Below are 25,948 nucleotides of genomic sequence, written 5' to 3' on the forward strand. Positions count from 1 at the left end.
TTCCCTACGCCACTCGCTCCATGGGCAAGCCCACATAATTTTCTGCTATGGTGGTCAACCCGGCGCGCGATCCGAGGTAATAGCGACGGTCTGCCGCCTGCATTTTTTTATCGAACTCGCTTTGCTGCGGAAAATCATGCAGCAGGCGAGTCATGAACCAGCTGAACCGCTCCCCTTTCCACACCCGATCAAGAGCAAAACGAGAATAGCTCGCCAGCAGATCGGTGCGGCCGCGGTGATAATACTCCCGCAGAATGCGCCACAAATAGTTCACATCGGAAGCGGCCAGATTCAGCCCTTTTGCTCCGGTCGGCGGCACGATATGCGCCGCATCGCCCACCAGGAACAGCCGCCCGTACTGCATCGGCTCCACCACGTAGCTGCGCAGCGGCGCAATACTTTTCTCAAGTGAGTGACCAGTCACTAACTTGCCAGACAGCTCATCCGGCAGGCGGCGCTTCAGCTCGTCCCAGAAACGTTGATCCGACCATGCGTCAACCTTGTCGCTCAGCGGCACCTGCAAATAGTAGCGGCTTCTTGTTAGTGAGCGCTGACTACATAAAACAAATCCCCGTTCATGGTGAGCATAAATCAGCTCCGGGTTAACCGGCGGCGTGTCTGATAACAGACCCAGCCAGCCAAACGGCCAGACGCTTTCATACTCTTTAAGAATCTCACGCGGGATGCTTTGTCGCGAGACACCGTGAAAACCATCGCAACCGGCGATAAAATCACACTCCAGGCGGCAGATTTCCCCGCCGCTGACGAAGGAGACTGACGGCCGATCGCTCTTCGCATCCTGAATCATCACCTCGCTGACGCCATAAATAATCGGTGCGCCGCAGTCAGCCCGAGCCGCCATTAAATCCCGGGTCACTTCGGTCTGACCGTATACCATCACGCTTTTTCCACCGGTCAGCTCCGTCAGCGCAACCGGTACCCGCTGCCCCTCAAATAAAAACTCAACCCCATGATGCACCAGCCCCTCTGCATCCATGCGCTGCGATACTCCGGCCTCTCGCAGTAGACCGACGGTGCCGCTTTCCAGAATCCCCGCCCGAATACGCCCCAGCACATAGTCCGGCGTTTGCCGCTCGAGAATAACGGTTTCGATCCCGGCACGATGCAACAGTTGCCCCAGTAGCAGCCCGGAGGGGCCAGCCCCGATAATCGCGACCTGTGTTTTCATAGGATTGTCTCACTCTCAGCGGTTAATTATTTGTTTGTTTTTTGTTTAATAAAAGTTCCCTCCTGCATTTTTGATAACCCGGGCGAGAAAAAGAAGGCAAAAATCCGTGCAAAAAATGCACTTTTCAACAGTTTTAAAGAAGTGTGGCGGAGTTCAAATTCTATTTCGGCCGCCTGCGGAGACTTTTTGCACATTGTTTGATCCGCTCCCCCTCAGAGAAAGCGCGAGTTCAGGTTAAAGTATCAACAGACATGACGGCATCGGATGTGACGGACAGCGGGTACTTATGCAAGCAGATCGGGCAGTTCAGCGCACAATTACGCGACTATGTATTCAGTGTGGACTTTTCTTGTTACAGCATGGCGCAGAGAGCGCGCTGGTTGAGGAGCTCTCGACTCGTCTGGGGCGGGCGCTCGGTATGGACAGCGTTGAAAGCGCCATCTCCTCGAATGCAATTGTGCTCACGACGATTAAAGACGGCGAGTGCCTGACCTCTACGCGTAAAAACGTCGATCGCGGCATCAATATGCACGTAGTGACGGAAGTGCAGCATATTGTGATTATGGCCGAGCATAAGCTGCTGGATTATAAAGATGTGGAGAAGCGCTTTACGCAGATTAAGCCGCTGCGCTATCCGCGCTGGCTGGTGGTTCTGATGGTGGGACTCTCCTGCGCCTGTTTCTGCAAGCTCAACAACGGCGGCTGGGACGGTGCGCTGGTCACCTTCTGCGCCAGCACTATCGCCATGTATATTCGCCAGCTCCTGACCCATCGCTCGATGCATCCGCAGATAAACTTCTGTATCACCGCCTTTGTCGCCACCACCATCTCCGGGTTGATGCTGCGCCTTCCCGCCTTTACCAACACGTCAACGGTGGCGATGGCCGCCAGCGTGCTGCTGCTGGTGCCCGGCTTCCCTCTGATTAACGCCGTTGCGGATATGTTTAAAGGGCATATCAATACCGGCCTGGCGCGCTGGGCGCTGGCCAGCCTGCTGACGCTGGCCACCTGTATTGGCGTGGTGATGGCAATGACCATGTGGGGGCTACGCGGATGGGCATAATTTCGTATCTGTTCACGCTGCTTCAGGATATGGCGCTGTCGGCCATTCCGGCCGCCGGGTTTGCTATGGTGTTTAACGTACCGCAGCGCGCGCTGCGCTGGTGTGCGCTGCTGGGAGCAATCGGCCACGGTTCGCGCATGGTGATGATGACCGCAGGGTTCAATATTGAGTGGGCAACGTTCCTCGCCGCTCTGCTGGTTGGCAGCATCGGCATTCAATGGTCCCGCTGGTACCTGGCGCATCCCAAAATTTTCACCGTCGCGGCCGTGATCCCGATGTTCCCCGGAATTTCCGCCTATACGGCAATGATCTCGGCGGTGAAAATCAGCCATTTTGGCTACTCGGAAGAGATGATGATCATGCTGCTGAGTAATTTCCTCAAGGCCTCCTCCATCGTTGGCGCCCTCTCTATCGGTCTTTCCATTCCGGGTCTCTGGCTGTACCGTAAGCGCCCACGGGTATAGCAGGGATTTGGCCCGACGCTGTGCTACTATAGCCAATGGATTTCAGTTTGCTTTACTGCGACAGCAGAGGCGATCCCGATACGCTGCCTGAAGCCAGCGGGTCGGATTAACGCCCGTAGTCAGCAATAAAGCGCCTGAAAGACGACAGGTATCCGGGGGCGATGACCCCTCTCTATTGTTGTTCAGAATTGAGATAGTGTTATGTCTTCGCGAATATTAACCACCGATTTTAGCGGCCTGGATGATTTTATTCAGGACCACGCGGCCGTTCTCGCAAAATCGGCCAGCGGCGCGGTTGCCGTTTTTGCCAACAATGCCCCAGCGTTTTACGCGCTCACGCCGGAACGCCTGGCGCAACTGTTGGAACTGGAAGCAAAACTGGCTCGCCCCGGCAGCGATGTTGCGCTCGATACGCAGTTTTTCGACGAACCCAGCGCAGCGCCAACCGCTATCCCCGTGGGGAAATTCGCCATGTATGCCGACTGGCAGCCGGACGCGGATTTCCAGCGCATGGCCGCGCTCTGGGGCATCGCCCTCAGCCAACCGGTGACGCCGGAAGAGCTGGCGGCGTTTGTCGCCTACTGGCAGGCGGAAGGCAAAGTCTTTCATCATGTGCAATGGCAGCAAAAGCTGGCGCGCAGCGTACAGATCGGCCGGGCCAGCAACGGCGGCCAGCCGCGGCGCGATGTGAATACGGTCAGCGAACCGGATAGCCATATTCCACGAGGTTTCAGAGGATGAGCATGAAAAACGTTGGCGACCTGATGAAGCGTCTGCAAAAAATGATGCCAGCCCATGTCGAACCGGCGTTTAAAACCGGCGAAGAGCTGCTGGCCTGGCAAAAAGAGCAGGGCAAACTGCGTTCTGAAGCGCTGGAGCGCGAAAACCGCGCCATGAAAATGCAGCGGACGTTTAACCGCTCCGGCATCCGTCCGCTGCACCAGAACTGTTCGTTTGAAAACTACCGGGTCGAGTGCGAAGGCCAGATGAACGCGCTGTCCAGGGCACGCCAGTACGTTGAAGAGTTTGATGGCAACATCGCCAGTTTCATCTTTTCCGGCAAACCCGGCACCGGCAAAAACCATCTGGCTGCCGCCATTTGCAACGAGTTGCTGCTACGCGGGAAATCGGTATTGATCATCACCGTCGCTGATATTATGTCGGCGATGAAAGAGACGTTTGGCAATCGGGAAACCAGCGAAGAACAGCTCCTTAACGATCTGAGCAAGGTCGATCTGCTGGTGATCGATGAGATCGGGATGCAGACGGAGTCGCGCTACGAAAAAGTGATCATCAATCAGATCGTCGATCGCCGATCCTCCTCAAAGCGCCCGACCGGGATGCTGACCAACAGCAATATGGACGAGATGAACAAGCTGCTCGGCGAGCGCGTCATGGATCGTATGCGTCTTGGCAACAGCCTGTGGGTCATCTTCAACTGGGACAGCTATCGTCATCGGGTCACCGGCAAAGAGTATTGAGATATTTCCGAACCCTGCCGGGGTTATACTGCAGAAATGCTTAAGTAACCATGATGAGTACACTGATGAAATCTGCAAAACTCTTATTCCGCACGACCTTGATTGCCGGCGTATTTTTTACCGCCGGCGCCCACGCGGCTTCCTGGCAGGACTCCCTCTCCAGCGCCGCCAGCCAGCTTAGCAGCCAGAGCGGCTCTCAGGAAAGCGGCGCCCTGTCGATGTCCTCGCTGACCAGCCTGCTGAACGGCGGCAATCAGTCCCTGACCGCCAGCAGCATGAACAATGCCGCCGGGATTATGTCCTACTGTGCCAAACAAAAACTGGCCTCGGTCACCAACACGGAAAACGTCAAAAATCAGGTTCTGGATAAACTCGGCCTCAGCACGCCGGAAAAACAGAAAGAGGACACCAGCTATCTGGAAGGGTTGCAGGGGCTTCTGAGCAATAATAGCGGTCAGCAGCTGAACCTCAACACGCTCGGCAGCAGCCCGCTGGCGGAGAAAGTAAAAACCAAAGCCTGCGATCTGGTCTTAAAACAGGGCGTTAACTTCCTATCCTGATTTTTTTCACTGACGCCGCGTTTAATGCCTTAGCGCTGTTAACGCGGCCGCAGCCATGATTTTCGTCATTCTTCAGCACACAATCCCGTGGTTGAGGGATGTGACCCCGATCAAAAATGACCATTTCTAAACCAATTCTGAACTACTGCACAGTTTCATGACTCTACAATTGCAGCCATATGGCACTGCAATTACAGTGTAGCGTGGAAAATAGTCTATCCTGCCAGCGGTCAACTGGCGCTAATGAGGATGAATTGTGTCAGAGTTGTTATCCATCGCCTTGTTCCTCACCTCGGTGGTGATTTATGCCTTAAAAGCCGGTCGTAACACCTGGTGGTTTGCCGCCACGTTAACGGTGCTGGGGCTGTTTGTGGTTCTTAATATTACCCTCTATGCCAGCGACTACTTCACCGGGGACGGTATTAACGACGCGGTCCTCTATACGTTGACCAACAGCCTGACCGGGGCCGGCGTCAGTAAATATATTCTTCCCGGCGTCGGGCTGGTGGCGGCGCTGGTGACCGTATTCAGCGCGCTGGGATGGGTGTTGCGCCGTCGCCGCCATCATCCTCATCACTTTGGCTACAGCCTGCTGGCGCTGGTGCTGGCGCTGGCCTCCGTGGATGCCAGCCCGGCGTTTCGTCAAATCAGCGAACTGGTCAAATCGCAGTCCCGCGACGGCGATCCCGATTTTATCGCCTATTACAAAGAGCCGGCGAAGAGCATTCCGAACCCGAAGCTGAACCTGGTGTATATCTACGGGGAAAGCCTCGAACGCACCTATTTTGATAACGACGCCTTTCCCGACCTGACGCCCGAACTCGGCAAACTAAAAAACGAAGGACTCGATTTCAGCAACACCACCCAGCTTCCGGGTACCGATTACACCATCGCCGGCATGGTGGCTTCCCAGTGCGGCATTCCGCTGTTTGCGCCGTTTGAAGGCAACGCCTCCGCCTCGGTCTCCAGCTTCTTCCCGCAGAATATCTGCCTCGGCGACATTCTGAAAAACTCCGGCTATGAAAACTATTTCGTGCAGGGCGCCAACCTGCGTTTCGCCGGCAAAGATGTGTTCCTGAAATCCCACGGTTTTGACTACCTGTACGGCGCTGAAGAGCTGAAAAGCACGGTTGCCGACCCCGCTTACCGCAATGACTGGGGCTTCTATGATGACACCGTTCTGGATGAAACCTGGAAAAAATTCGAAGAGCTTTCTCAATCCGGTAAACGCTTCTCGCTCTTTGCGCTGACGGTCGACACCCACCATCCGGACGGCTTTATCTCCCGCACCTGCCAGCGTAAAAGCTATGATATCGGCGGGAAAAAGAACCTCTCCTTTAGCGCGGTCACCTGTAGTCAGGAGCATATCGCGGCGTTGATTGAGAAAATCAAAGCCTCCCCGTATTTCAAAAATACGGTCATCGTGGTCTCTTCCGATCATCTGGCGATGAAAAACACCGCCTGGGACTATCTCAACAAACAGGATCGCAGCAACCTGTTCTTTGTTCTGCGCGGCGACCAGCCGCAGCAGGAGACGCTGGCCGTGAAGCGCAATACCATGGACAACGGCGCCACGGTGCTGGACATCCTTGGCGGCGATAACTTTATCGGTCTGGGCCGCAGCAGCCTGTCCGGGCAATCGCTGTCCGGTATTTTCATGAATATGAAAGAGAAAGTGCTGGCATGGAAACCGGATATCATCCGCCTGTGGAACTTCCCGAAAGAGATGAAAGACTTCACCATCGACAGCCAAAAGAACACCGTCTCATTCTCCGGCAGCCATTTCCGCCTCCCCCTGCTGCTGCGGGTATCCGATAAACGCGTTGAGCCGCTGCCGGAGAGCGAATATTCCGCCCCGCTGCGCTTCCAGCTGGCCGATTTTGCCCCACGGGATAACTTCGTGTGGATCGATCGCTGCTACAAAATGGGCCAGCTGTGGTCCTCTGAACTGGCACTCTCCACCGACTGGTGCGTTTCCCAGGGCCAGCTCGGCGGCGAACAGAAGGTGCAGCATGTTGATAAGCCCCGGTGGCAGGGAAAAACGGCGTTTAAAGATACCGTTATCGATATGGAGCGCTACAAAGGCAACGTCGATACCCTGAAGATCGTCGATAACGATATTCGTTACAAAGCCGACAGCTTTGTCTTTAACGTTGCCGGCGCGCCGGAAGAGGTCAGGCAGTTCAGCGGAATTTCCCGCCCGGAATCGTGGGGCCGCTGGTCCAACGCCCAGCTCGGCAGCGAAGTGAAGATTGAATATAAAGAACCGCTACCGGAAAAATTCGATCTGGTGATTACCGCCAAAGCCTACGGGCCGAACGCCAATAAACCGATCCCGGTCCGCGTGGGCAACAGCGAACAGATCCTCACCCTGGCCAACGAGGTCTCCACCACCACGCTACATTTCGACAACCCGTCGCGCAGCGATACGTTGATTATCGTCCCGCCGGATCCGCAGTCCACCAACGAAGGGAATATCCTTGGCCACGCGCCGCGTCAGCTGGGAATCGGCATGGTGGATCTTAAAGTGGTAAAAAGCGACGGTTAACTCTGCCGCCCCGGCTCATGACCTGAACCGGGGCGCATTCGCTAGCATTCGGCAGGCGGTTACCCGCTGAACTCCACGCACATCTCATACTGCTTTAGCGCCAGGGTCGCATACCCCGCCGCGCTAAACAGCGGCGTAAATGATTCGGGAATGATCACCGAAGTACTCAGGCCGGGGAACTGCCGGGCCAACGCCCTCAGCATCTCATGCGCCAGTCCGCGGCCGCGAACGGAGGGCTCAACCCACAAAAACTGTAGCTGCGGCGTGGAGGTTAAGGTTGCCAGCACCGCAAAAGCCTGCTGATTCAGAGTGAGCGTCCGGCATGGCAGCGTAGCGAAGGTAAACGGGTCCATCAGCCACGGCAGACGACCATTGATCTCCGCTCCGGCTCTGCGCAGCAGAGGGAGCACATCGCCCTCTTCCAGCACCGCTGCCGCGGCATCCTCTGCCCGGGTACTGACAAATCCGCATAGCCCATGATGTACAACAAAGCCTAACGACTGGTACAGCGCCACCGCCGCATAGTTTTCGCGGATCACCTCCAGCCACATCCGCCGCACGCCCTGCTCGCGTAGCGAGGTCATGAGCGGTGTCATCAGCCGACGGCCCATGCCTTTTCCACGCCAGGCCGGACGCACCGCAAAGGCCGCCAGCCTCGCCTCATCGCCGCGCCGGGCCACGATGGCGATTGCCGCCGGCGTCTCGCCATCCAGCCAGACGCAGGAATCAAGCAGGCTCAGCCCCTCAGAGCTGAAGCGCTGAACGAACACCGCCAGCGGCAGCGAAACCGGCACCAGGTAATCTTCAAAACAGTCGCTGAGGATCGTCGTGAGTTGCGCAACGCTGAACTGGGTAGCGGAAACGGCGGTAAGCTCCATACATTTCTCCCGGAGGCTGCTATGATGAGGTGATGAAAACTAACACTATAACTGCCGCCGCGACGTTACGCCTGACTCAAGAGCGCGACATACCTCTCCTGCCCGCAATTGAGCGCTCGGCGGCCCAGTCTTTTCGCCAGATCCCGGCGCTAGCCTGGCTGGCGGAAAGCGAAGTAATAAGCCCCGAGCGCCACCGGCTGTTCCTTGAAACTGACCATAGCCTGCTGGCCGTGGCCGATGAACAACCGATAGGCTTCCTGCTGAGCGAACCGCTGGATGATGCGCTGTTTATCGTCGAGATCGCCGTTCATCAGGCGTGGCAGGGACGAGGCATTGGCCGCATGATGCTGGAGCAGGTCATTAAGACCGCCCGGCAGGCGGCATATCCGGCGGTCACGCTCACCACCTTCCGCGACGTGCCATGGAACGCGCCGTTTTACACGCGTCTGGGATTTTCAATGCTGAGCGAGCTAAGGCTGCCGGCGGGACTGGCGGCGAAAAGGGAGCTGGAAACGGAACACGGTCTGCCGCCGGAAACGCGCTGCGCCATGCGCCTGACGCTGTAAGCCGTTTCCGGTCAGGGCTGCGATATGCAGATCGGCGGCATGGTGGTGTTTGGCACCGCCATCCGTGTCTGACCTTCGACAAGGGCCCCCCCTGCGGCCGGTGGCTGACGAGCCCCCTGCCCGAGGAGCTGGACACCTTGTTCTGATGACGTTCCCGGATAGCGGCTGACGCCTTATCTGGCTGCCAGAAAACCCATTCTCCCGTCGCCAGGCATCGCGCCACCGGGGAAACCACCGCCCTCCCGTTGCCCGGGCCCCGACAAATCCGCAGGCGGCTCAACTACTCGCTCAACGCGGAAATCTCATCAAATAACGAACGGCTAATGGTGACGCCCTGGCGTTCACTCTCCTGACGGCAGAGATAGCGCCGTTCGCCCGGGAGTCTCGCCCCTTGCGCCTGCATGCTGTTAAACAGCGTCTCCGCGCGAGCCAGATGCGCATCAGCCTCCGCGCCGAGGAACCGCTGCGGATCCAGCGCCAGAATCAGCTCTCCGCCATAGGGTAGCCCGCCCGCGCCACCGTCCCACGCCAGCGATTCCGCGCTGGTCATATCGCCAATCAGCGGCCCGGCAAGCAGCTCGACCATCGCCGCCAGCGCTGAGCCTTTGTAGCCGCCAAAGGTCAGCATCGCCCCGGCCAGCACCTCTCCGGCGTCCGTGGTGGGCTGACCCTGGCTATCAATCCCCCATCCTTCCGGCAACGCTTTCCCGGCACGTTGATGCAACTGAATCTCGCCGCGCGCCGCCACGCTGGTGGCCATATCAAAAATAAACGGCGGCTTATCTCCCCGCGGCCAGCCAAAGGCGACGGGATTGGTGCCAAACAGCGGCAGGCTGCCGCCCGCAGGCGCCACCCATGCATGGCCCGGCGTACAGGCCAGTCCGACCAGGCCGGCATCCGTTAACGGTTCAATATCGGCAAACAGCGCCGAAAAATGCACGCAGCGGTTGATGGCCAGCGCGGCGATACCGCTGCGGCGCGCCTTCTCCACCAGCAGCGGCAACGCCCGCTCAAACGCCAGCAGCGAAAACGCGCCGCCAGCATCGACGCGAACAATCCCCGGCGCCCGGTCGTCAATCTGCGGCCCGGCATCCGGGGAGACTTTACCTTTACGCAGGGTGTCAACGATTCCCAACAGCCGCCACAGGCCGTGGGAAGCGCAGCCATCGCGCTCCCCACCGGTGACGTTGCGCGCTACCGCCGCCGCGTGATCCTCGTTGAATCCGTTAGCGCTCAGCGCCCGCATCGCCAGCGCATAAGCTTCGGGTAACGACAGGGTTACCGTTTCCATGACCTTCTCCTCTACTCTTCTTCGTCTCCGCTAAAATTAGCCTGGGGGAGACAGCTGCGCGCGCCCCAGTAATAAATTGCCAGCGACATCACCGCGACCAGCACCGTATCCCAGGGGTGAGGTATCTCATTAGTACCACCAAAACTGCCCAGCCAGGAAAAAAGCATGATCAGCGCATAGAAGACGATCAGCCACAGCGAGGATTTCACCTGTTGCGCCAGGCTGACGGTATGTACCGGCACTTTGCCTTTGCACAGGATGTAGACCACAAACATGACGATTTGCAGCCCCAGCAGCCAGGAGAGCGTGGTCCAGCCGGACCAGTACACGATCAGCGCGGAGATCATGAACGACACCGGCCCAATAATCGCGAACGCCCGCACGCGGAAGGGACGCGGCAGATCCGGCGCGTTACGGCGCAGCCCTGCGGCGGTCACCGGCGCGATCGCATAGCTCAACACCAGCGCGGCAGAGACCACGCTGATCAGCTGCTCCCAGGAGGGGAACGGCAGCGTCCAGAAGATGGACAGACCGAAGGTCAACCACAGCGCCGGACGCGGAATGCCGGACTCTTTATCAATGTGGGTAAAGGCTTTAAAGAAGGTTCCGGCTTTCGCCCAGCCGTAGATAACGCGCGGCGTCGCGTTCATGTAAATATTGCCGGTACCACTCGGGGAGATGATCGCATCGCTAATCACCATAAAGGCCAGCCAGCCCATACCGAGGGTGATAGCGATATCGCGATACGGCAGCGAGAACTGTTTACTCACTTCCGCCCAGCCGCCGCTTAACATTTCCGTCGGAATACTGCCGAGAAACGCCAGCTGCAGCAGCACGTAGATAATGGTCGACAGCACCACCGACAGAATCAGCGCCACCGGAATCGTACGCTGCGGATGCTGAACCTCGCTGGCGACGGAAATAATCGGCGTCAGGCCCAGATAGGCAAAGATAATCCCGCCGGCGCTGATCGCCGCTTCTACTCCGGACATACCGAACGGCGCAATCCCCTGAGTATGCAGGTTTTCCGGCTTAAAGAAGGTGAACAGGGTAATCACCACCAGCAGCGGCACCAGGAACTTGAGCACGCTGATAAAGTTATTCGAGCGGGCAAAGGTTTTGACGCTGTAGTAGTTAAGAGCAAAGAAAAAGCACAGCAGCAGGAACTGCACCACCCAGCCCAGCAGGGTCGGCGAGCTGGATCCCGGCTGGGTCAGCGCCGGGAACCAGGCGGCGGCATACTGACGGGCGGCGACAATTTCGATAGAAATGAGGCTTGAGAAGGCAATCAGCGTAATAAAACCCAGCAGATACCCCATCAGCTCACCGTGCGAAAAGACCGGATAACGAATAATCCCCCCGGCGCGCGGCAGCGCCGCCCCCAGTTCGCAGTAAACGATACCCAGCAGCAAAACCGCAAAGCCGCCGATCACCCAGGAAGCGATCCCGGCAGGCCCGGCAATCGACGCGACGTGGCTGGCGGCAAAGAGCCAGCCGGAACCAAAAATCGCCCCCAGGCCAATAAACGTCAGATCGGTTAAGGTCAGCTGCTTTTTAAACTTACCCGACTCAGCAACGCGGGTTTGACTGTTATGCGTAGTGTGAATAGTCATCGTGATGCCCTTCCGTCAACATGAGGGGGAAATCGCTTCCCGGGTCCACTGGCCGTTCACCAGGCGCAGCAGGTTCAAAGGGTTAGCATCCTGCAAGGCCGGCGGCAGCAACGCGGCAGGGGCGTTCTGCAGGCAAACCGGCCGCAGAAAACGTTCGATCGCCCGGGTCCCTACCGATGTGCCGCGCGCGTCGGTGGTGGCCGGCCAGGGGCCGCCGTGCACCATCGCATCGCACACTTCCACGCCGGTGGGATAGCCGTTAAACAGCACCCGCCCGGCTTTATCGCTGAGCAGCGGCAGCAGACGCGTCGCCAGGGGACGATCGTCCGCATCGGCATGCAGCGTCGCCGTCAACTGCCCCTGCAGCGTACTCACCAGCGCCATCATCTGCGCCTCGTCCGCCACTTCCACCAGCACCGACAGCGGGCCAAACACCTCGGTTTGCAGCACGCTATCCGGTGCCATGAACGCCTCCGCCGTCGCCAGGTACAACAACGCCTGCGCCCGCCGGCCGCCGGCCGCTTCACCGCTGGCCAGCCGCTGCACACCCGGACAGGCGTCGAGCGTCTCGACACCGGCGCGATAGTGGTGCAGGGTCGGCGCGTTGAGCAGAACCTGAGCGGGCGCGGCCTGAACCTGTTCACATAACGCGGCTTTAAAGCGCGCCAGCCCTTCGCCCTTGAGCGCCAGAATCAGGCCCGGGCGGGTGCAAAATTGCCCGCCGCCAAGGGTAAACGACGCCACCAGATCTTTGGCCAGCGACGCCGCACGCGCGGCGAGCGCCTGGGGCAGAATAATCAGCGGATTAATCGCCGACATTTCCGCAAACAGCGGGATTGGCTGCGGGCGCTGCTGCGCCAGCTGGAGTAGCGCTTTTCCTCCCGTCAGCGAGCCGGTGAATCCCACCGCCTGAATCGCCGGATGACGCACCAGTTCGGCACCGATATCGGTACCAAAAATCATGTTGAACACTCCGCCGGGCAAGGCGCATTTCTCCACCGCCCGCACGATGGCCTGCGCCGTCTGCTCTGCGGTTGCCATATGCCCGGGATGAGCCTTAACCACCACCGGGCAACCGGCCGCCAGCGCCGAGGCGGTATCGCCGCCGGCGGTAGAGAAGGCCAGCGGAAAGTTGCTGGCGCCGAATACCGCAACCGGGCCAAGCGCCACCTGGTACTGGCGCAGATCCGCTCGCGGTAAGGGTTGACGCGTCGGCAGCGCCGTATCAATGCGCGCCCCCAGAACATCGCCGCGCCGCAGCAGACCGGCAAACATTCGCAGCTGACCGCTGGTGCGCGCCCGTTCGCCCTGTAAACGCGCCAGCGGCAGTGCGGTCTCAGCATGGGCAATGGCAAAAAAGGTCTCGCCCAGCCGGTCCAGTTCATCGGCAATGGTCTCCAGAAAGCGCGCGCGCGTCTCTGGCGAGGTTTCGCAATAGGCGGCAAAAGCCTGCGCCGCCGCCTGCGCCGCCAGTGCGGCCTCCTCCCGGGAGGCCGGATAAAAACGGTGGCCGGTGGCATCGCCATCCGCAGCCTTCAGGCTGAGGAGCGTGGCTTCGCCGCTGGCGACGCGACGCCCGGCGATAAACTGCCGACCCGCCGTCATTTCTGTTTCGCTCATCGTCGCTCCCCGCCTCACAGGCCCACGTCCGGCAGCACAGGACGCGTCGCCAGCGCCTGTTCCACGATGTTCACCACCTGCTGACGGGTCTCCCCTTCCAGCGCCAGGCGCGGCGGACGGGTGACGGCGCTGCCGCGTCCCAGCAGCTCTTCGCACAGCTTGATGCACTGCACCAGATCCGGGCGCGCATCCAGGTGCAGCAGCGGCATAAACCAGCGATACAGCGCCATGGCTTCGTCATAACGTTTCTGTGCGGCAAGACGGAACAGGGTTTCGCCCTCACGCGGGAAAGCGTTCGACATTCCGGAAATCCACCCTTCCGCTCCCACGGCGATGCTCTCCACCACCACGTCATCCAGCCCGGCGAACAGCACGAAGCGGTCGCCGACGGTGTTACGCAGATCGACGAAACGACGGGTGTCCCCGGATGAGTCTTTGAAGCAGACGATATTGTCGCAATCGGTCAGGGTGGCGAGGATATCTGGCGTGACGTCGTTCTTGTAAATCGGCGGGTTGTTATAAACCATAATCGGCAGGTCGGTGGCGGTGGCCACGCTGCGGAAGTGAGCGGCGGTTTCGTGCGGCTTCGAAGAGTAGACCAGCGCCGGCATCACCATAATCCCGTCGACGCCAACGCGCTCGGCCTCTTTCGCCATCTTCTGCGCGAACGCGGTAGTGAACTCGGCGACCCCGGCGATCACCGGAATTTTGCCGCCCGCCGCATCCTTTGCCACTTCAATAATCTGCAGTTTTTCCTCGGTTGTCAGCGAGGTATTTTCCCCGACGCTGCCGCACACCACCAGCCCGGAGACACCGTCTCTGACCAGGTTTTTCATCACCGCATGGGTGGCGTCTAAATCGAGGGAGTAATCATGACGAAACTGCGTGCTGACTGCCGGAAATACGCCGCTCCAGTGAATCGCTTTTTTGCTCATGCTCGGTTCCTTGTCGTCATTTTGTTAAGTCAAAGTGAATGAATGGTGAATTTTCACTGACAGATTGACGTTTCATGGACCCGGCGGCTTGTCGGTTTTCTTCCAATACGATGACGAAATTAGCACAGTCGCACAAAAGTGTGAGCCGGCGATTATCCCGCCAGCGTCAGGCGAAAATCACGCGGCGTAGAGCCGGTCATCGCTTTAAACTGACGGCTGAAGGCGCTGTGATCGGTATAGCCGCACTGCAGCGCAATATCGGTAATCGGCGTCTCTCCCGCCAGCAGCTCGGTGGCTTTTTCGAGGCGGACCTTATGGATCATTTGCCGCGGCGTGAGGTGAAAGATCCGTTTGCAATAGCGTTCGATCTGCGCCACGGACATGCCGCTCAACCCGGTCAGCTCTTCCATGGTGATCGGTCGATGGTAGTGGCGACGAATATGATCGTCGACGATCGCCAGCCGCTGCCACGCCGGGTGTCGGGCATGCGCCTCTTGAAGATCGTGCGAGATCCCCGCCATGCCGATCACCTGGCCGTGAACATCGCGCAGCGCCAGCTTTTGCGTCAGACACCAGCCGCGCTCACGTCCGTTATAGAGGTGCATTTCGAGCTGGTCGCGCAGGGTCACCCCCTCTCTCAACACCCGCAGATCCTGTTCGGTATAGCCCTGCCCCAACGCCGATGGAAAGACGTCGGCCGAGGTTTTGCCTAACAGCGAGGAGACGCTTTTAAAGCCGCAGCGACGGGCCAGCGTCAGGTTCGCCAGCAGGTAGCGCGCCTGGGCATCTTTGATAAAAAAGACCACATTGGGAATCGCGTTCAGCAGCGGCGCGATAAGCGCCAGCGCATTGAGCAACGACGGCATGTTTTCCGGACGCTGGCGCGCCAGCCCTTCGCAAATCTGGCTCAGCTCATCCACGGCCAGATCCGTATCCTCAACCGGAGCGTGCTCCGAAGCAGCAGCAGTAACGCAGAACATATGGCTTCCTCATGGCGGGTGACGGGAGGATATTTATTCACCTTCTGGTAACACATCAAGCAGCAATACCGCGTTTTGCGATCCTGACTCCGGTTTATATTTTCCCCTGAGTACGCCGCTGGCGCGATCGCGACTTTCGGTTTACCACAGCAATAAGCAAATGATTAATAAGAAATAACTATGCCATCCATAAACAGACGCCGCCGTTTACTGTGCCGATTTCGTCATTTCCTCTGATGAAAGCGTTCAAGCCGGAGGCGGTCTGTTGCGCCAGCATGATGAAACAAATCGTTAACCTCCGGAGATAGCCATGACTGTGCCACGTCACCCCATTGAACTCAGAGCCATTGATTCTCATACCGGCGGTGAACCGACCCGCCTGATCGTGGACGGTTTTCCGGATCTCGGGAACGGCAGCATGGCGGAGCGCCGCCAACGCTTCGCCCGCGAATTCGATCGCTGGCGCCAGGCGGTTATCCTGGAGCCACGCGGCAACGATGTGCTGGTGGGGGCGCTGCTGTGCAAACCGGTCTCACCGCAGGCAACCGCCGGGGTGATTTTCTTCAACAACGCCGGCTTTCTGAACATGTGCGGGCATGGCACCATCGGGCTTATCGCCTCGCTGGCATGGCTTGGTCGCATCAAGCCGGGCATCCACCTGATTGAAACGCCGGTGGGCAACGTCAGCGCGACGCTACATGAAGACGGCAGCGTCTCGGTGGAAAATGTTCCTGCCCGGCGCGGCAAAAAGCAGCTCAGCGTCAACACCGCGGTGGGTACCGTCAGCGGTGATATTGCCTGGGGCGGCAACTGGTTTTTCCTCATCAACGATCACCCTTTCACCCTCGAACCCGCCCAAATTCCGCAGCTCACCGAGTATGCGTGGGCCGTACGTGAAGGGCTGGAAGCCGCCGGGATCCGCGGCGATGACGGTGGCGAAATCGACCATATCGAACTCTTTGCCGATGATGCCGATGCCGACAGCCGCAGCTTCGTACTGTGCCCGGGGAAAGCCTGGGATCGTTCGCCGTGCGGCACCGGAACCAGCGCCAAACTGGCCTGTCTGGCCGAAGATGGCAAGCTGCAGCCCGGCGAACTCTGGCAGCAGGCCAGTATTATCGGCAGCCAGTTTACCGCCAGCTATACGCGCAGCGACGCCGGTATCATTCCGACGATCCGCGGCGCAGCCTGGGTGTGCGGCGATACCCGGCTGATCCTCAACCCGGACGATCCCTTCTGCTGGGGGATCGTGCCGTGAACCACGGCGACGTCATCGTGATCGGCGCCGGGATCGTCGGTGCCGCCTGCGCGTGGCAGCTGGCGAAACGCGGGCAAAAAGTGATTCTGCTCGACGATCGCCAGCCGGGCGCCACCGCAGCCGGAATGGGGCATCTGGTGTGTATGGATGACGATCCCGCCGAACTGGCGCTCTCCGCCTGGTCACTGGCACGCTGGCGCACCCTCACGCCGCAAATGCCCGAGCGCTGCGCCTGGCGCGGCTGCGGCACTCTGTGGCTGGCGGAAACCTCCCAGGAGCTGGAGATCGCCCGGGAAAAACAGCGGCGGATGGCCGCATATCAGGTCTCCAGCGAGATGCAGACCCCTTCACAGCTGACGCAGCGAGAACCGCTGCTGCGGGCAGGATTACAGGGCGGACTGTGGGTTCCCGGCGATGGTATCGTCTACGCCCCTGAAGTTGCGCGCTGGTTTATCGCCGACGCGGGAGACAACCTGACCTGCCTCACCGAAGGCGCCATGGAAATCGCCGAGCCGGCGGTGACGTTGACCTGCGGAAAACAGCTGCGGGCGCCGGCTATCGTTGTCGCCTGCGGCCTCGGCGCCAATGGGCTGCTGGGGGAAAACTGGCTGCGAGCAAAGAAAGGCCAGCTGGCGATCAGCGACCGCTACGGCCCGTTACTCCATCATCAGCTGGTCGAACTGGGCTACGGTGCCAGCGCCCACGGCGGCGGCACCTCGGTGGCGTTTAACGTCCAGCCGCGCCCCACCGGACAGCTGCTGATCGGCTCTTCGCGGCAGTTTGATAACTCAGAACGCCAGCTGGATTTGCCGCTGCTGGCGCAGATGCTCGACCGCGCCCGGCACTTCCTGCCCGCCCTGGCCGGGCTGAATATTATCCGCTGCTGGAGCGGCTTTCGCGCCGCGTCAGAGGACGGAAATCCCCTGATAGGTCCCCACCCGTCGCGTCCCGGCCTGTGGCTGGCGCTGGGTCATGAAGGGCTCGGCGTCACCACCGCCCCCGCCAGCGCAGAGCTGCTCGTCGCCCAGTTATTGGGCGAGCGCTGCCCGTTAGCCCCCGACGCGTGGCTACCGGCCCGCCTGCTGAAAAAAGAGGCTATCGCATGAGCCAGACTATCCCGGTGATGATTGAAGGTGAAACACGCGACGTTCCGGTGGGAATCAGCGTCGCGGCAGCGCTGTCGTTGACGGCGAATCCCACCACACGCGTGGCCGTCGGCGGACAGCCCCGCTCCCCTTTTTGCGGCATGGGTATTTGCCAGGAGTGCCGGGTGACCGTCAACGGACGGCGGGTGCTGGCCTGCCAGACGCTGTGCCAGCCCGGAATGACGATTGAAAGGAGCTGCCATGCAAACCCTGCGCTGTGACATTCTGATTCTCGGCTGCGGCCCGGCGGGTCTCGCCGCCGCACTGGCGGCCGCGTCCTGCGGTAAGCAGGTCGTTATCCTCGACGATAATCCGCGCCCCGGCGGGCAGATCTGGCGCGAGGGTCCGCAGGTGCAGCTCCCTGCCCTGGCGCGCCGCTACCGGGAAGCCGTTGCTGCGGAGAAAAATATCACCTCGCTGAACGGTGCCCGGCTTATCGCCCGCCCCTCGGCGCATAGCGTCCTGTTCGAAACCGCCGACGACAGCGGGCTTGTCGAATGGCAAAAGCTGATCCTCTGCTGCGGCGCACGGGAACTCTCGCTGCCTTTCCCCGGCTGGACGCTGTCCGGCGTCACCGGCGCCGGCGGGTTACAGGCGCAAATCAAACACGGTCTGACGCTCCGGGGGCAAAAAGTGGTGATTGCCGGCAGCGGTCCGCTGCTGCTGGCGGTGGCCGCGACGGTGAAAAAAAGCGGAGGTGAAGTACGACAGATTGTTGAGCAGGCCCCGCTCAGCGCATTACTGCGTTTTGGCAGCAGCCTGTGGCGCTGGCCGGAAAAACTTCGCCAGCTGGCTACCCTCGCCCCGCGACGCTATCTGAGCAGTAGCCAGGTGATTCGCGCCCACGGCGAGACGCAGCTCGAAGCCATTACGCTGCGCGATGCCCGCGGCATTGAACGGACAATCGCCTGCCAGCGGCTGGCTATCGGTTACGGCCTGGTAGCCAATATTGAAACCGCGCTGCTCTTCGGCTGCGCGCTGGCTGACGAGGCAATAGCGGTGAATCGCTGGCAGCAGACCAGCGTCGCGAACATCTACGCCGCGGGCGAATGCACCGGTTTTGGCGGCAGCGAACTGGCGCTGGCAGAAGGTGAAATTGCCGGCTTTGCGGCAGCTGACGCCGAGGCTTGCGCCCAGGCCCTCTTCGCCCGTCGCGGGCGCTGGCAGGCATTTGCTCATGCGGTCAACCGCACATTCACCCTGCCAGAGAGCCTGAAAAACGCCGCCACGCCGGATAGCCTGCTGTGCCGCTGCGAAGATGTGCGCTGCGGCGACGTTGCCGATGCCGATAGCTGGCACCAGGCAAAACTGACCCGCCGCTGCGGAATGGGCGCCTGTCAGGGAAAAACCTGCGCGACCACCGCCCGCTGGCTGTACGGCTGGCCGCTACCGCAGCCGCGCGAGCCGCTCTCTCCCGCCAGAGCCGAAACCCTTATCGCGCTGGCCGATACCCGAACAATGCGCTGATCTACTCTTCCTCATCACTGTGCCCGGCACCCTGACGGTTGCCGAGCGCAATAAACTCTTCCAGCAGCGCAGTCAGTTGCTGCATCTTTTCACTGGTGAACTGGGCTTCAATCAGGCGATAGGCCTCTTCCACCTGCGCCTGCGCGCTTTCATACAGCGTGTAGCCCGCCGGCGTCAGCGAAATATACAACTTGCGCTGATCGTTGACCGGCTTGAGACGCAGCACCAGACCGTCACGCTCCATACGGGTCAGAATACCGGTCAGGCTGGGGCGCAGGATGCAGGCGCGGAACGCCAGATCGTGAAAGTCCATCGACGGATTTTCCGCAAGGATGCGCACAATACGCCACTGCTGCTCGGTGAGATTATGGCGTTTAACGATCGGTCGGAAATGGCCCATTGCCGCTTCCCGCGCCTGCAACAACGCAATGGTTAACGAATCATGCATCACATACCCTCGACATCGCACTCTTAAGTTTATTAATAAGTTAATAATTAGCGCCTATCCTGCCATGACGCAACCGGTTTCTGCACCTGAAAAGTACCAGCCGAGACAATAAAAAACGACAACTAACTGATTAATAACATATAAAAAATTACACTGTAAATTTATTGTTAATCAGATCACAAAACATTCACTTCTGTTTGCCAAACCCCGCCACAAGGAATAAAAGATGATCATTAACATATTAATGAATATCCCTTAGCATCCGACATCAGTACCAGAGGAGTGGTGAATGAAAGGTACCATCTTCGCCGTTGCGCTTAACCATCGCAGCCAGCTTGACGCCTGGCGCGACGCGTTCCAACAGGCCCCTTACAAAACCCCGCCGAAGACCGCGGTCTGGTTTATCAAACCGCGCAATACCGTCATCGGTGCGAACGAGGCCATTCCCTATCCGCAGGGTGAAACCGTGCAGAGCGGCGCCACCGTCGCGCTGATTGTCGGCAAAACCGCGCGTAAGGTTTCCGCCGCCGACGCGGCCTCTTTTATCGCCGGCTATGCGCTGGCCAATGACATCAGCCTGCCGGAAGAGAGCTTCTACCGCCCGGCGATTAAGGCCAAATGTCGCGATGGCTTCTGCCCCATCGGCACCCTCGCCCCGGTGCATAGCGTGGACAATCTGACCATCATCACTGAAATCAACGGCCGCGAGGCCGACAGCTGGAACACCGGCGATCTGCAGCGCAATGCCGCCGAACTGTTAAGCGCGCTGAGCGAGTTTGCCACCCTGAATCCCGGCGATGCCATCCTGATCGGTACCCCTCACGCCCGCGTCACGCTGCAGCCCGGCGATCGCGTGCGGATCCTCGCCGAAGGTTTCCCGGCGCTGGAAAACCCGGTTGTTGCAGAAGGAGAGCTGGCATGAAACAGGCACGTATTGAATGGCAAGGCACCCGCTACGACGCACAGATCGATGAACGCGACCAGCTTCGCCTCGCCGATGGCACCCTGCTTAAAGCAGGCGACTTTCGCTGGCTGCCTCCCGCCGACGGAACGCTGTTCGCGCTGGGTCTGAACTATGCCGACCACGCCAGCGAGCTGGAGTTTAAGCCGCCGGAGGAGCCGCTGGTGTTTATCAAAGCGCCGAACACCTTTATCGGTCATCAACAAGAGTCGGTACGCCCGGACAACGTGGAGTACATGCATTACGAAGCCGAACTGGTGGTGGTGATAGGCAAAACCGCGCGCCGCGTCGCCGAAGCCGATGCCATGGACTATGTCGCCGGCTACACCGTCTGCAATGACTACGCCATTCGCGACTATCTGGAAAACTACTACCGCCCGAACCTGCGGGTGAAAAGCCGCGACACGCTGACGCCCATCGGGCCGTGGATCGTCGCGAAAGAGGCGATCCCGGATCCGCATAATCTGACTCTGCGCACCTGGGTCAACGGCGAGCTGCGCCAGCAGGGCACGACGGCCGATCTGATCTTCAGCGTTCCGTTCCTGATCGCTTACCTAAGCGAATTTATGACCCTGCAACCGGGCGACATGATCGCCACCGGCACGCCGAAAGGGCTGTCCGATGTGGTGCCGGGTGACGAAGTGATCGTCGAAGTCGAAGGCGTCGGCCGCCTGGTCAACCGCATCATCAGCCAGCAAGCGTATGAGGAGAAGCTGTCATGAAAAAAATTAACCATTGGATCAACGGCAAAAACGTCGCGGGCGCAGAGTATTTCCACACCACCAACCCGGCCACCGGCGAAGTGCTGGCGGAAGTCGCCTCCGGCGGTGAAGCCGAAGTGAATCAGGCCGTTGCCGCCGCGAAAGAAGCGTTCCCGAAATGGGCCAACCTACCGATGAAAGAGCGCGCGCGCCTGATGCGCCGGCTGGGCGATCTGATCGATCGCGACGTCCCGGAGATCGCGGCAATGGAGACCGCCGATACCGGCCTGCCGATCCATCAAACCAAAAATGTGCTGATCCCGCGCGCTTCGCACAACTTCGAGTTTTTCGCCGAAGTGTGCCAGCAGATGAACGGCAAGACCTATCCGGTTGACGACAAGATGCTCAACTACACCCTCGTGCAGCCGGTCGGCGTGTGTGCGCTGGTCTCGCCGTGGAACGTGCCGTTTATGACCGCCACCTGGAAGGTGGCGCCGTGTCTGGCGCTGGGCAACACCGCGGTGCTGAAAATGTCAGAGCTGTCGCCGCTGACCGCCGATCGTCTGGGCGAACTGGCGCTGGAAGCCGGTATTCCGGCCGGCGTACTCAACGTGGTGCAGGGCTACGGCGCCAGCGCCGGCGATGCGCTGGTGCGTCATCACGACGTCCGCGCGGTGTCGTTTACCGGCGGTACCGCCACCGGGCGCAACATCATGAAAAATGCCGGTCTGAAGAAGTATTCCATGGAGCTGGGCGGCAAATCCCCGGTGCTGATTTTTGAAGATGCCGATATCGAGCGCGCGCTGGATGCCGCCCTGTTCACCATCTTCTCAATCAACGGCGAGCGCTGCACCGCCGGGTCGCGCATCTTCATTCAGCAGAGCATTTACCCGGAATTCGTTAAACGCTTTGCAGAACGCGCCAACCGCCTGCGCGTGGGCGATCCGACCGATCCGAATACCCAGGTCGGGGCGCTGATCAGCAAGCAGCACTGGGAAAAAGTCTCCGGCTATATTCGCCTCGGGATCGAAGAAGGCGCCACCCTGCTGGCCGGCGGCCCGGACAAGCCGTCCGATCTGCCCGCGCATCTGCAAGGCGGCAACTTCCTGCGTCCGACGGTGCTGGCAGACGTGGATAACCGGATGCGCGTCGCGCAAGAGGAGATTTTTGGCCCGGTAGCCTGCCTGCTGCCGTTTAAAGACGAAGCGGAAGGGCTGCGCCTGGCGAACGACATCGAATATGGCCTGGCGTCCTACATCTGGACCCAGGACATCAGCAAAGTGCTGCGTCTGGCGCGCGGCATCGAAGCCGGCATGGTGTTCGTCAATACCCAGAACGTCCGCGACCTGCGTCAGCCGTTTGGCGGCGTGAAAGCCTCCGGCACCGGCCGTGAAGGCGGCGAGTACAGCTTTGAAGTGTTCGCCGAAATGAAAAACGTCTGTATTTCCATGGGTGACCATCCGATCCCGAAATGGGGCGTATAACCGTCATCCGTCGAGCCGCGCCCAGGCTGGCTGCGGCTCACACTATTCAGGTTATGTAAGGAGAACACCGCATGGGCAAATTAGCGTTAGCCGCCAAAATCACTCACGTGCCATCAATGTATCTCTCTGAACTACCGGGGAAAAATCATGGTTGCCGTCAGGCTGCTATCGACGGCCATAAAGAAATTGGCAAGCGCTGCCGTGAAATGGGCGTCGATACCATTATCGTTTTCGATACCCACTGGCTGGTCAACAGCGCCTACCATATTAACTGCGCCGACCATTTCAAAGGCGTCTATACCAGCAACGAACTGCCGCACTTTATCCGCGACATGACCTACGACTACGACGGCAACCCGGAGCTGGGTCAGCTGATTGCCGACGAAGCGGTCAAACTGGGCGTGCGGGCGAAAGCGCACAACATTCCCAGCCTGAAGCTGGAGTACGGCACTCTGGTGCCGATGCGCTACATGAACAGCGATAAGCATTTCAAAGTGGTGTCGATTTCCGCGTTCTGCACCGTTCACGATTTTGCCGACAGCCGCAAGCTGGGCGAAGCCATCGTCAAGGCGATTGAAAAATATGACGGTACCGTGGCGGTGTTCGCCAGCGGCTCACTGTCGCACCGCTTTATCGACGACCAGCGCGCCGAAGAGGGAATGAACAGCTACACCCGCGAGTTTGACCATCAGATGGATGAGCGCGTGGTGAAGCTGTGGCGTGAAGGCAAGTTTAAAGAGTTCTGCACCATGCTGCCGGAATACGCCGACTACTGCTACGGCGAGGGCAATATGCACGACACGGTGATGCTGCTCGGCGTGCTCGGCTGGGACAAATATGACGGCAAGGTGGAGTTTATTACCGACCTGTTCGCCAGTTCCGGCACCGGCCAGGTGAACGCCGTGTTCCCGCTTCCGGCCCAGGCGTAAGGAGCCACTATGCCGCATTTTATCGCTGAATGTACCGACAACATCCGTGAGCAGGCTGATTTACCCGGCCTGTTCGCCCAGGTTAATCAGGCGTTGGCCGCCACCGGCATCTTCCCGATAGGTGGCATCCGCAGCCGCGCCATCTGGCTGGACACCTGGCAGATGGCCGACGGCAGGCAGGATTACGCCTTCGTGCATATGACGCTGAAAATCGGCAGCGGGCGGAGTATGGAGAGCCGGGAAGAGGTCGGCGAAATGCTGTTCGGGCTGATTAAAAGCCACTTCGCCGCTCTGATGGAGAGGCGCTATCTGGCGCTGTCATTTGAGATTGAAGAACTGCACCCGACGCTGAATTACAAACAGAACAACGTCCACGCCTTGTTTAAATAGCGCGCCTTTTCGCCCGGTGGCGCTGCGCTTACCGGGCCTACAAAAGGCTAACTGATGCCGAACCGTAGGCCGGGTTAGCGCAGCGCCGCCGGCCAGAACAATGCACCAACCGTAGGCCGGGTCAGCGTAGCGCCACCCGGCGCCGTGACACCGCGACATCGAACGAGGTAACAGCACCGTATGCCGGGTTAGCGCAACGCCGCCGGCCAGAACAATGCACCAACCGTAGGCCGGGTCAGCGCAGCGCCGCCGGCCAGAACAATGCACCAACCGTAGGCCGGGTCAGCGTAGCGCCACCCGGCGCCGTGACACCGAGACACCGCGACACCGAACGAGGTAACAGGAAGCCACTATGCTCGATAAACAAACCCGCAGCCTGATCGCCCAGCGACTGAATCAGGCCGAAAAACAACGTGAGCAGATCCGCGCGATCTCGCTGGATTATCCGTCGATCACCATTGAGGACGCCTACGCCGTCCAGCGCGAGTGGGTCGAGATGAAGATCGCCGAAGGGCGGGTGCTGAAAGGCCATAAGATCGGCCTGACCTCAAAAGCGATGCAGGCCAGTTCGCAAATTAGCGAGCCGGACTACGGCGCGCTGCTCGATGATATGTTTTTTCACGATGGTAGCGACATTCCAACCGATCGTTTTATCGTGCCGCGGATTGAAGTCGAGCTGGCTTTCGTGCTGGCGAAACCGCTGCGTGGCCCGAACTGCACCCTGTTCGACGTCTATAACGCCACCGACTATGTGATCCCGGCGCTGGAGCTGATCGACGCCCGCTGCCACAACATCGATCCGCAGACCCAGCGCCCGCGCAAAGTCTTCGACACCATCTCCGATAACGCCGCCAACGCCGGGGTGATCCTCGGCGGGCGTCCGATTAAGCCCGACGAGCTGGATCTGCGTTGGATCTCCGCTCTGCTGTACCGCAACGGGGTGATCGAAGAGACCGGCGTTGCCGCCGGGGTGCTGAACCATCCGGCAAACGGCGTCGCCTGGCTGGCGAATAAGCTGGCGCCATACGATGTCCAGCTGGAAGCCGGGCAGATCATCCTCGGCGGCTCGTTTACCCGCCCGGTACCGGCGCGCAAGGGTGACACCTTCCACGTCGATTACGGCAACATGGGCGCAATCAGCTGCCGCTTTGTGTAAGGGGAAGATGATGAATAACACGTTTAAAGAGGCGCTGCAGGCCGGGCGGCCACAAATCGGCCTGTGGCTGGGGCTGTGCAGCAGCTACAGCGCCGAACTGTTAGCCGGCGCCGGGTTTGACTGGCTGCTGATCGACGGCGAACACGCGCCGAATAATGTACAAACGGTGCTGACCCAACTGCAGGCGATCGCCCCCTACTCCAGCCAACCGGTGGTTCGCCCGTCGTGGAATGATCCGGTGCAGATCAAGCAATTGCTGGACATCGGCGCACAAACGCTGCTGGTGCCGATGGTACAAAACGCCGATGAAGCGCGGCTGGCGGTGAAAGCCACCCGCTATCCGCCGGCCGGTATTCGCGGCGTCGGCAGCGCCCTGGCGCGTGCTTCCCGCTGGAACCGCATTCCGGACTATATCCATCAGGCCAACGATGCCATGTGCGTGCTGGTACAGATTGAAACCCGCGAGGCGTTGAAAAATCTGCCGCAGATTCTCGCGGTAGAAGGCGTCGACGGTGTGTTTATCGGCCCGGCGGATCTGAGCGCGGACATGGGCTTCGGCGGTAATCCGCAGCATCCTGAGGTGCAGGCGGCCATTGAAAGCGCCATCGTCCTGATTCGCGAGGCGGGTAAAGCCCCGGGCATTCTGATGGCCAATGAACAGCTAGCGAAACGCTACCTCGAGCTGGGGGCGCTGTTCGTCGCCGTCGGCGTCGACACCACCCTGCTGGCCCGCAGCGCAGAAGCGCTGGCAGCACGGTTTACCGACGCAATCACCACCACAACTGATAACAATAAATCTGTCTACTGAACGGATAATGTGG

At 59.7% G+C, this 25,948-nt stretch carries 24 protein-coding genes and 1 pseudogene; 17 read left to right on the forward strand and 8 right to left on the reverse strand.

Features of this window, described 5'->3' with window-relative positions; genetic code table 11:
* Nucleotides 1-4 precede the first annotated feature (4 nt).
* Nucleotides 5-1,189: a 4-hydroxybenzoate 3-monooxygenase gene (gene pobA / locus GRPL_RS24190; protein WP_032689591.1), complete on the reverse strand. Its 1,185-nt coding sequence runs from the start codon at nt 1,187-1,189 to the stop codon at nt 5-7.
* A 286-nt stretch (nt 1,190-1,475) separates the two neighbouring features.
* On the opposite strand from pobA, the gene GRPL_RS24185 reads away from it, so the two are divergent.
* The 6 genes from GRPL_RS24185 (at nt 1,476) to opgB (ending at nt 7,305) form a co-directional block, all read left to right on the forward strand.
* A complete protein-coding gene (locus GRPL_RS24185; RefSeq protein WP_032689592.1) occupies nt 1,476-2,252 on the forward strand; it encodes a threonine/serine exporter family protein in 777 nt (258 codons plus the stop codon).
* A complete protein-coding gene (locus GRPL_RS24180; protein ID WP_032689593.1) occupies nt 2,243-2,716 on the forward strand; it encodes a threonine/serine exporter in 474 nt (157 codons plus the stop codon). Before GRPL_RS24185 ends, GRPL_RS24180 begins: the two co-directional genes overlap by 10 nt.
* 201 nt (nt 2,717-2,917) lie before the next feature.
* Nucleotides 2,918-3,457 (forward strand): primosomal protein DnaT, encoded by a 540-nt coding sequence (gene dnaT, locus GRPL_RS24175; protein ID WP_032697935.1) that lies wholly within the window; start codon nt 2,918-2,920, stop codon nt 3,455-3,457.
* A gap of 2 nt (nt 3,458-3,459) precedes the next feature.
* Nucleotides 3,460-4,197 (forward strand): replicative helicase loader DnaC, encoded by a 738-nt coding sequence (gene dnaC, locus GRPL_RS24170; RefSeq protein WP_015585195.1) that lies wholly within the window; start codon nt 3,460-3,462, stop codon nt 4,195-4,197.
* Between the two features lie 65 nt (nt 4,198-4,262).
* Nucleotides 4,263-4,757, forward strand: a complete 495-nt coding sequence (locus GRPL_RS24165) for a YjjA family protein (protein ID WP_032689595.1) — start codon at nt 4,263-4,265, stop codon at nt 4,755-4,757.
* A 256-nt stretch (nt 4,758-5,013) separates the two neighbouring features.
* Nucleotides 5,014-7,305 (forward strand): phosphatidylglycerol--membrane-oligosaccharide glycerophosphotransferase, encoded by a 2,292-nt coding sequence (gene opgB, locus GRPL_RS24160; RefSeq protein WP_032698210.1) that lies wholly within the window; start codon nt 5,014-5,016, stop codon nt 7,303-7,305.
* Between the two features lie 59 nt (nt 7,306-7,364).
* On the opposite strand, the gene GRPL_RS24155 is transcribed toward opgB, so the two are convergent.
* Nucleotides 7,365-8,183, reverse strand: a complete 819-nt coding sequence (locus GRPL_RS24155; protein ID WP_032689597.1) for a GNAT family N-acetyltransferase — start codon at nt 8,181-8,183, stop codon at nt 7,365-7,367.
* Between the two features lie 32 nt (nt 8,184-8,215).
* On the opposite strand from GRPL_RS24155, the gene GRPL_RS24150 reads away from it, so the two are divergent.
* Nucleotides 8,216-8,749 carry a GNAT family N-acetyltransferase gene (locus GRPL_RS24150; RefSeq protein WP_032689598.1) on the forward strand — a complete coding sequence of 178 codons (534 nt, stop codon included), beginning with the start codon at nt 8,216-8,218 and terminating at the stop codon, nt 8,747-8,749.
* Nucleotides 8,750-9,029: 280 nt separating this feature from the next.
* Here the strand turns inward: GRPL_RS24150 and GRPL_RS24145 are convergent, their stop codons facing one another.
* From GRPL_RS24145 to GRPL_RS24125, 5 genes are all read right to left on the reverse strand, one after another.
* Nucleotides 9,030-10,040, reverse strand: coding sequence for an Ldh family oxidoreductase (locus tag GRPL_RS24145; protein WP_032698211.1), 1,011 nt, complete (start codon nt 10,038-10,040; stop codon nt 9,030-9,032).
* Nucleotides 10,041-10,051: 11 nt separating this feature from the next.
* On the reverse strand, nt 10,052-11,653 hold the full coding sequence (locus GRPL_RS24140; RefSeq protein ID WP_046853121.1) for an APC family permease: 1,602 nt from the start codon (nt 11,651-11,653) through the stop codon (nt 10,052-10,054).
* A 15-nt stretch (nt 11,654-11,668) separates the two neighbouring features.
* Nucleotides 11,669-13,273 (reverse strand): aldehyde dehydrogenase (NADP(+)), encoded by a 1,605-nt coding sequence (locus GRPL_RS24135; protein ID WP_032698212.1) that lies wholly within the window; start codon nt 13,271-13,273, stop codon nt 11,669-11,671.
* A gap of 14 nt (nt 13,274-13,287) precedes the next feature.
* Nucleotides 13,288-14,208 (reverse strand): dihydrodipicolinate synthase family protein, encoded by a 921-nt coding sequence (locus GRPL_RS24130; RefSeq protein ID WP_032689600.1) that lies wholly within the window; start codon nt 14,206-14,208, stop codon nt 13,288-13,290.
* Nucleotides 14,209-14,360: 152 nt separating this feature from the next.
* Nucleotides 14,361-15,188 (reverse strand): AraC family transcriptional regulator, encoded by an 828-nt coding sequence (locus tag GRPL_RS24125; RefSeq protein ID WP_032689601.1) that lies wholly within the window; start codon nt 15,186-15,188, stop codon nt 14,361-14,363.
* A 310-nt stretch (nt 15,189-15,498) separates the two neighbouring features.
* Here GRPL_RS24125 and GRPL_RS24120 point away from each other — a divergent pair, with 310 nt between their 5' ends.
* Genes GRPL_RS24120 through GRPL_RS24105 form a run of 4 tightly spaced genes read left to right on the forward strand, consistent with a single transcriptional unit; the run spans nt 15,499 to nt 19,058 of the window.
* Entirely contained in the window at nt 15,499-16,446 is a 948-nt protein-coding gene (locus GRPL_RS24120; RefSeq protein ID WP_032698213.1) for a 4-hydroxyproline epimerase, read from the forward strand.
* Nucleotides 16,443-17,552: an NAD(P)/FAD-dependent oxidoreductase gene (locus GRPL_RS24115; protein ID WP_032698214.1), complete on the forward strand. Its 1,110-nt coding sequence runs from the start codon at nt 16,443-16,445 to the stop codon at nt 17,550-17,552. The genes GRPL_RS24120 and GRPL_RS24115 overlap by 4 nt, the downstream gene beginning before the upstream one ends.
* Nucleotides 17,549-17,812, forward strand: coding sequence for a 2Fe-2S iron-sulfur cluster-binding protein (locus GRPL_RS24110; RefSeq protein WP_032698215.1), 264 nt, complete (start codon nt 17,549-17,551; stop codon nt 17,810-17,812). Before GRPL_RS24115 ends, GRPL_RS24110 begins: the two co-directional genes overlap by 4 nt.
* Nucleotides 17,793-19,058, forward strand: a complete 1,266-nt coding sequence (locus GRPL_RS24105) for an FAD-dependent oxidoreductase (RefSeq protein ID WP_032698216.1) — start codon at nt 17,793-17,795, stop codon at nt 19,056-19,058. Before GRPL_RS24110 ends, GRPL_RS24105 begins: the two co-directional genes overlap by 20 nt.
* A 1-nt stretch (nt 19,059) precedes the next feature.
* On the opposite strand, the gene hpaR is transcribed toward GRPL_RS24105, so the two are convergent.
* On the reverse strand, nt 19,060-19,506 hold the full coding sequence (hpaR, locus tag GRPL_RS24100) for a homoprotocatechuate degradation operon regulator HpaR (RefSeq protein ID WP_032689606.1): 447 nt from the start codon (nt 19,504-19,506) through the stop codon (nt 19,060-19,062).
* 289 nt (nt 19,507-19,795) lie between these two features.
* Between hpaR and GRPL_RS28535 the strand changes: the two are divergent.
* The 6 genes and pseudogenes from GRPL_RS28535 (at nt 19,796) to hpaI (ending at nt 25,935) form a co-directional block, all read left to right on the forward strand.
* Nucleotides 19,796-21,189, forward strand: a pseudogene (locus GRPL_RS28535) (fumarylacetoacetate hydrolase family protein).
* Nucleotides 21,186-22,652: a 5-carboxymethyl-2-hydroxymuconate semialdehyde dehydrogenase gene (hpaE, locus tag GRPL_RS24085; protein WP_032698218.1), complete on the forward strand. Its 1,467-nt coding sequence runs from the start codon at nt 21,186-21,188 to the stop codon at nt 22,650-22,652. The pseudogene GRPL_RS28535 and the gene hpaE overlap by 4 nt, the downstream one beginning before the upstream one ends.
* A 71-nt stretch (nt 22,653-22,723) precedes the next feature.
* A complete protein-coding gene (gene hpaD / locus GRPL_RS24080; RefSeq protein WP_032689610.1) occupies nt 22,724-23,581 on the forward strand; it encodes a 3,4-dihydroxyphenylacetate 2,3-dioxygenase in 858 nt (285 codons plus the stop codon).
* Nucleotides 23,582-23,590: 9 nt separating this feature from the next.
* Nucleotides 23,591-23,971, forward strand: a complete 381-nt coding sequence (locus GRPL_RS24075; RefSeq protein ID WP_032698221.1) for a 5-carboxymethyl-2-hydroxymuconate Delta-isomerase — start codon at nt 23,591-23,593, stop codon at nt 23,969-23,971.
* Nucleotides 23,972-24,323: 352 nt separating this feature from the next.
* Nucleotides 24,324-25,127 (forward strand): 2-oxo-hept-4-ene-1,7-dioate hydratase, encoded by an 804-nt coding sequence (gene hpaH / locus GRPL_RS24070; RefSeq protein WP_032689612.1) that lies wholly within the window; start codon nt 24,324-24,326, stop codon nt 25,125-25,127.
* Between the two features lie 10 nt (nt 25,128-25,137).
* Entirely contained in the window at nt 25,138-25,935 is a 798-nt protein-coding gene (gene hpaI / locus GRPL_RS24065; protein ID WP_032698223.1) for a 4-hydroxy-2-oxoheptanedioate aldolase, read from the forward strand.
* Nucleotides 25,936-25,948 lie beyond the last annotated feature (13 nt).

Source organism: Klebsiella planticola ATCC 33531 (assembly GCF_000735435.1).
In the GTDB taxonomy this organism is placed as follows: Bacteria; Pseudomonadota; Gammaproteobacteria; order Enterobacterales; family Enterobacteriaceae; genus Klebsiella; species Klebsiella planticola.

Coding starts and splice junctions, on each gene's coding strand:
- pobA (WP_032689591.1), bottom strand. CDS start 1,189: ATGAAAACACAGGTCGCGATTATCGGGGCTGGCCCCTCCGGGCTGCTA.
- GRPL_RS24185 (WP_032689592.1), top strand. CDS start 1,476: ATGCAAGCAGATCGGGCAGTTCAGCGCACAATTACGCGACTATGTATT.
- GRPL_RS24180 (WP_032689593.1), top strand. CDS start 2,243: ATGGGCATAATTTCGTATCTGTTCACGCTGCTTCAGGATATGGCGCTG.
- dnaT (WP_032697935.1), top strand. CDS start 2,918: ATGTCTTCGCGAATATTAACCACCGATTTTAGCGGCCTGGATGATTTT.
- dnaC (WP_015585195.1), top strand. CDS start 3,460: ATGAAAAACGTTGGCGACCTGATGAAGCGTCTGCAAAAAATGATGCCA.
- GRPL_RS24165 (WP_032689595.1), top strand. CDS start 4,263: ATGAAATCTGCAAAACTCTTATTCCGCACGACCTTGATTGCCGGCGTA.
- GRPL_RS24155 (WP_032689597.1), bottom strand. CDS start 8,183: ATGGAGCTTACCGCCGTTTCCGCTACCCAGTTCAGCGTTGCGCAACTC.
- GRPL_RS24150 (WP_032689598.1), top strand. CDS start 8,216: ATGAAAACTAACACTATAACTGCCGCCGCGACGTTACGCCTGACTCAA.
- GRPL_RS24145 (WP_032698211.1), bottom strand. CDS start 10,040: ATGGAAACGGTAACCCTGTCGTTACCCGAAGCTTATGCGCTGGCGATG.
- GRPL_RS24140 (WP_046853121.1), bottom strand. CDS start 11,653: ATGACTATTCACACTACGCATAACAGTCAAACCCGCGTTGCTGAGTCG.
- GRPL_RS24135 (WP_032698212.1), bottom strand. CDS start 13,273: ATGAGCGAAACAGAAATGACGGCGGGTCGGCAGTTTATCGCCGGGCGT.
- GRPL_RS24130 (WP_032689600.1), bottom strand. CDS start 14,208: ATGAGCAAAAAAGCGATTCACTGGAGCGGCGTATTTCCGGCAGTCAGC.
- GRPL_RS24125 (WP_032689601.1), bottom strand. CDS start 15,188: ATGTTCTGCGTTACTGCTGCTGCTTCGGAGCACGCTCCGGTTGAGGAT.
- GRPL_RS24120 (WP_032698213.1), top strand. CDS start 15,499: ATGACTGTGCCACGTCACCCCATTGAACTCAGAGCCATTGATTCTCAT.
- GRPL_RS24110 (WP_032698215.1), top strand. CDS start 17,549: ATGAGCCAGACTATCCCGGTGATGATTGAAGGTGAAACACGCGACGTT.
- GRPL_RS24105 (WP_032698216.1), top strand. CDS start 17,793: ATGCAAACCCTGCGCTGTGACATTCTGATTCTCGGCTGCGGCCCGGCG.
- hpaR (WP_032689606.1), bottom strand. CDS start 19,506: ATGCATGATTCGTTAACCATTGCGTTGTTGCAGGCGCGGGAAGCGGCA.
- hpaE (WP_032698218.1), top strand. CDS start 21,186: ATGAAAAAAATTAACCATTGGATCAACGGCAAAAACGTCGCGGGCGCA.
- hpaD (WP_032689610.1), top strand. CDS start 22,724: ATGGGCAAATTAGCGTTAGCCGCCAAAATCACTCACGTGCCATCAATG.
- GRPL_RS24075 (WP_032698221.1), top strand. CDS start 23,591: ATGCCGCATTTTATCGCTGAATGTACCGACAACATCCGTGAGCAGGCT.
- hpaH (WP_032689612.1), top strand. CDS start 24,324: ATGCTCGATAAACAAACCCGCAGCCTGATCGCCCAGCGACTGAATCAG.
- hpaI (WP_032698223.1), top strand. CDS start 25,138: ATGAATAACACGTTTAAAGAGGCGCTGCAGGCCGGGCGGCCACAAATC.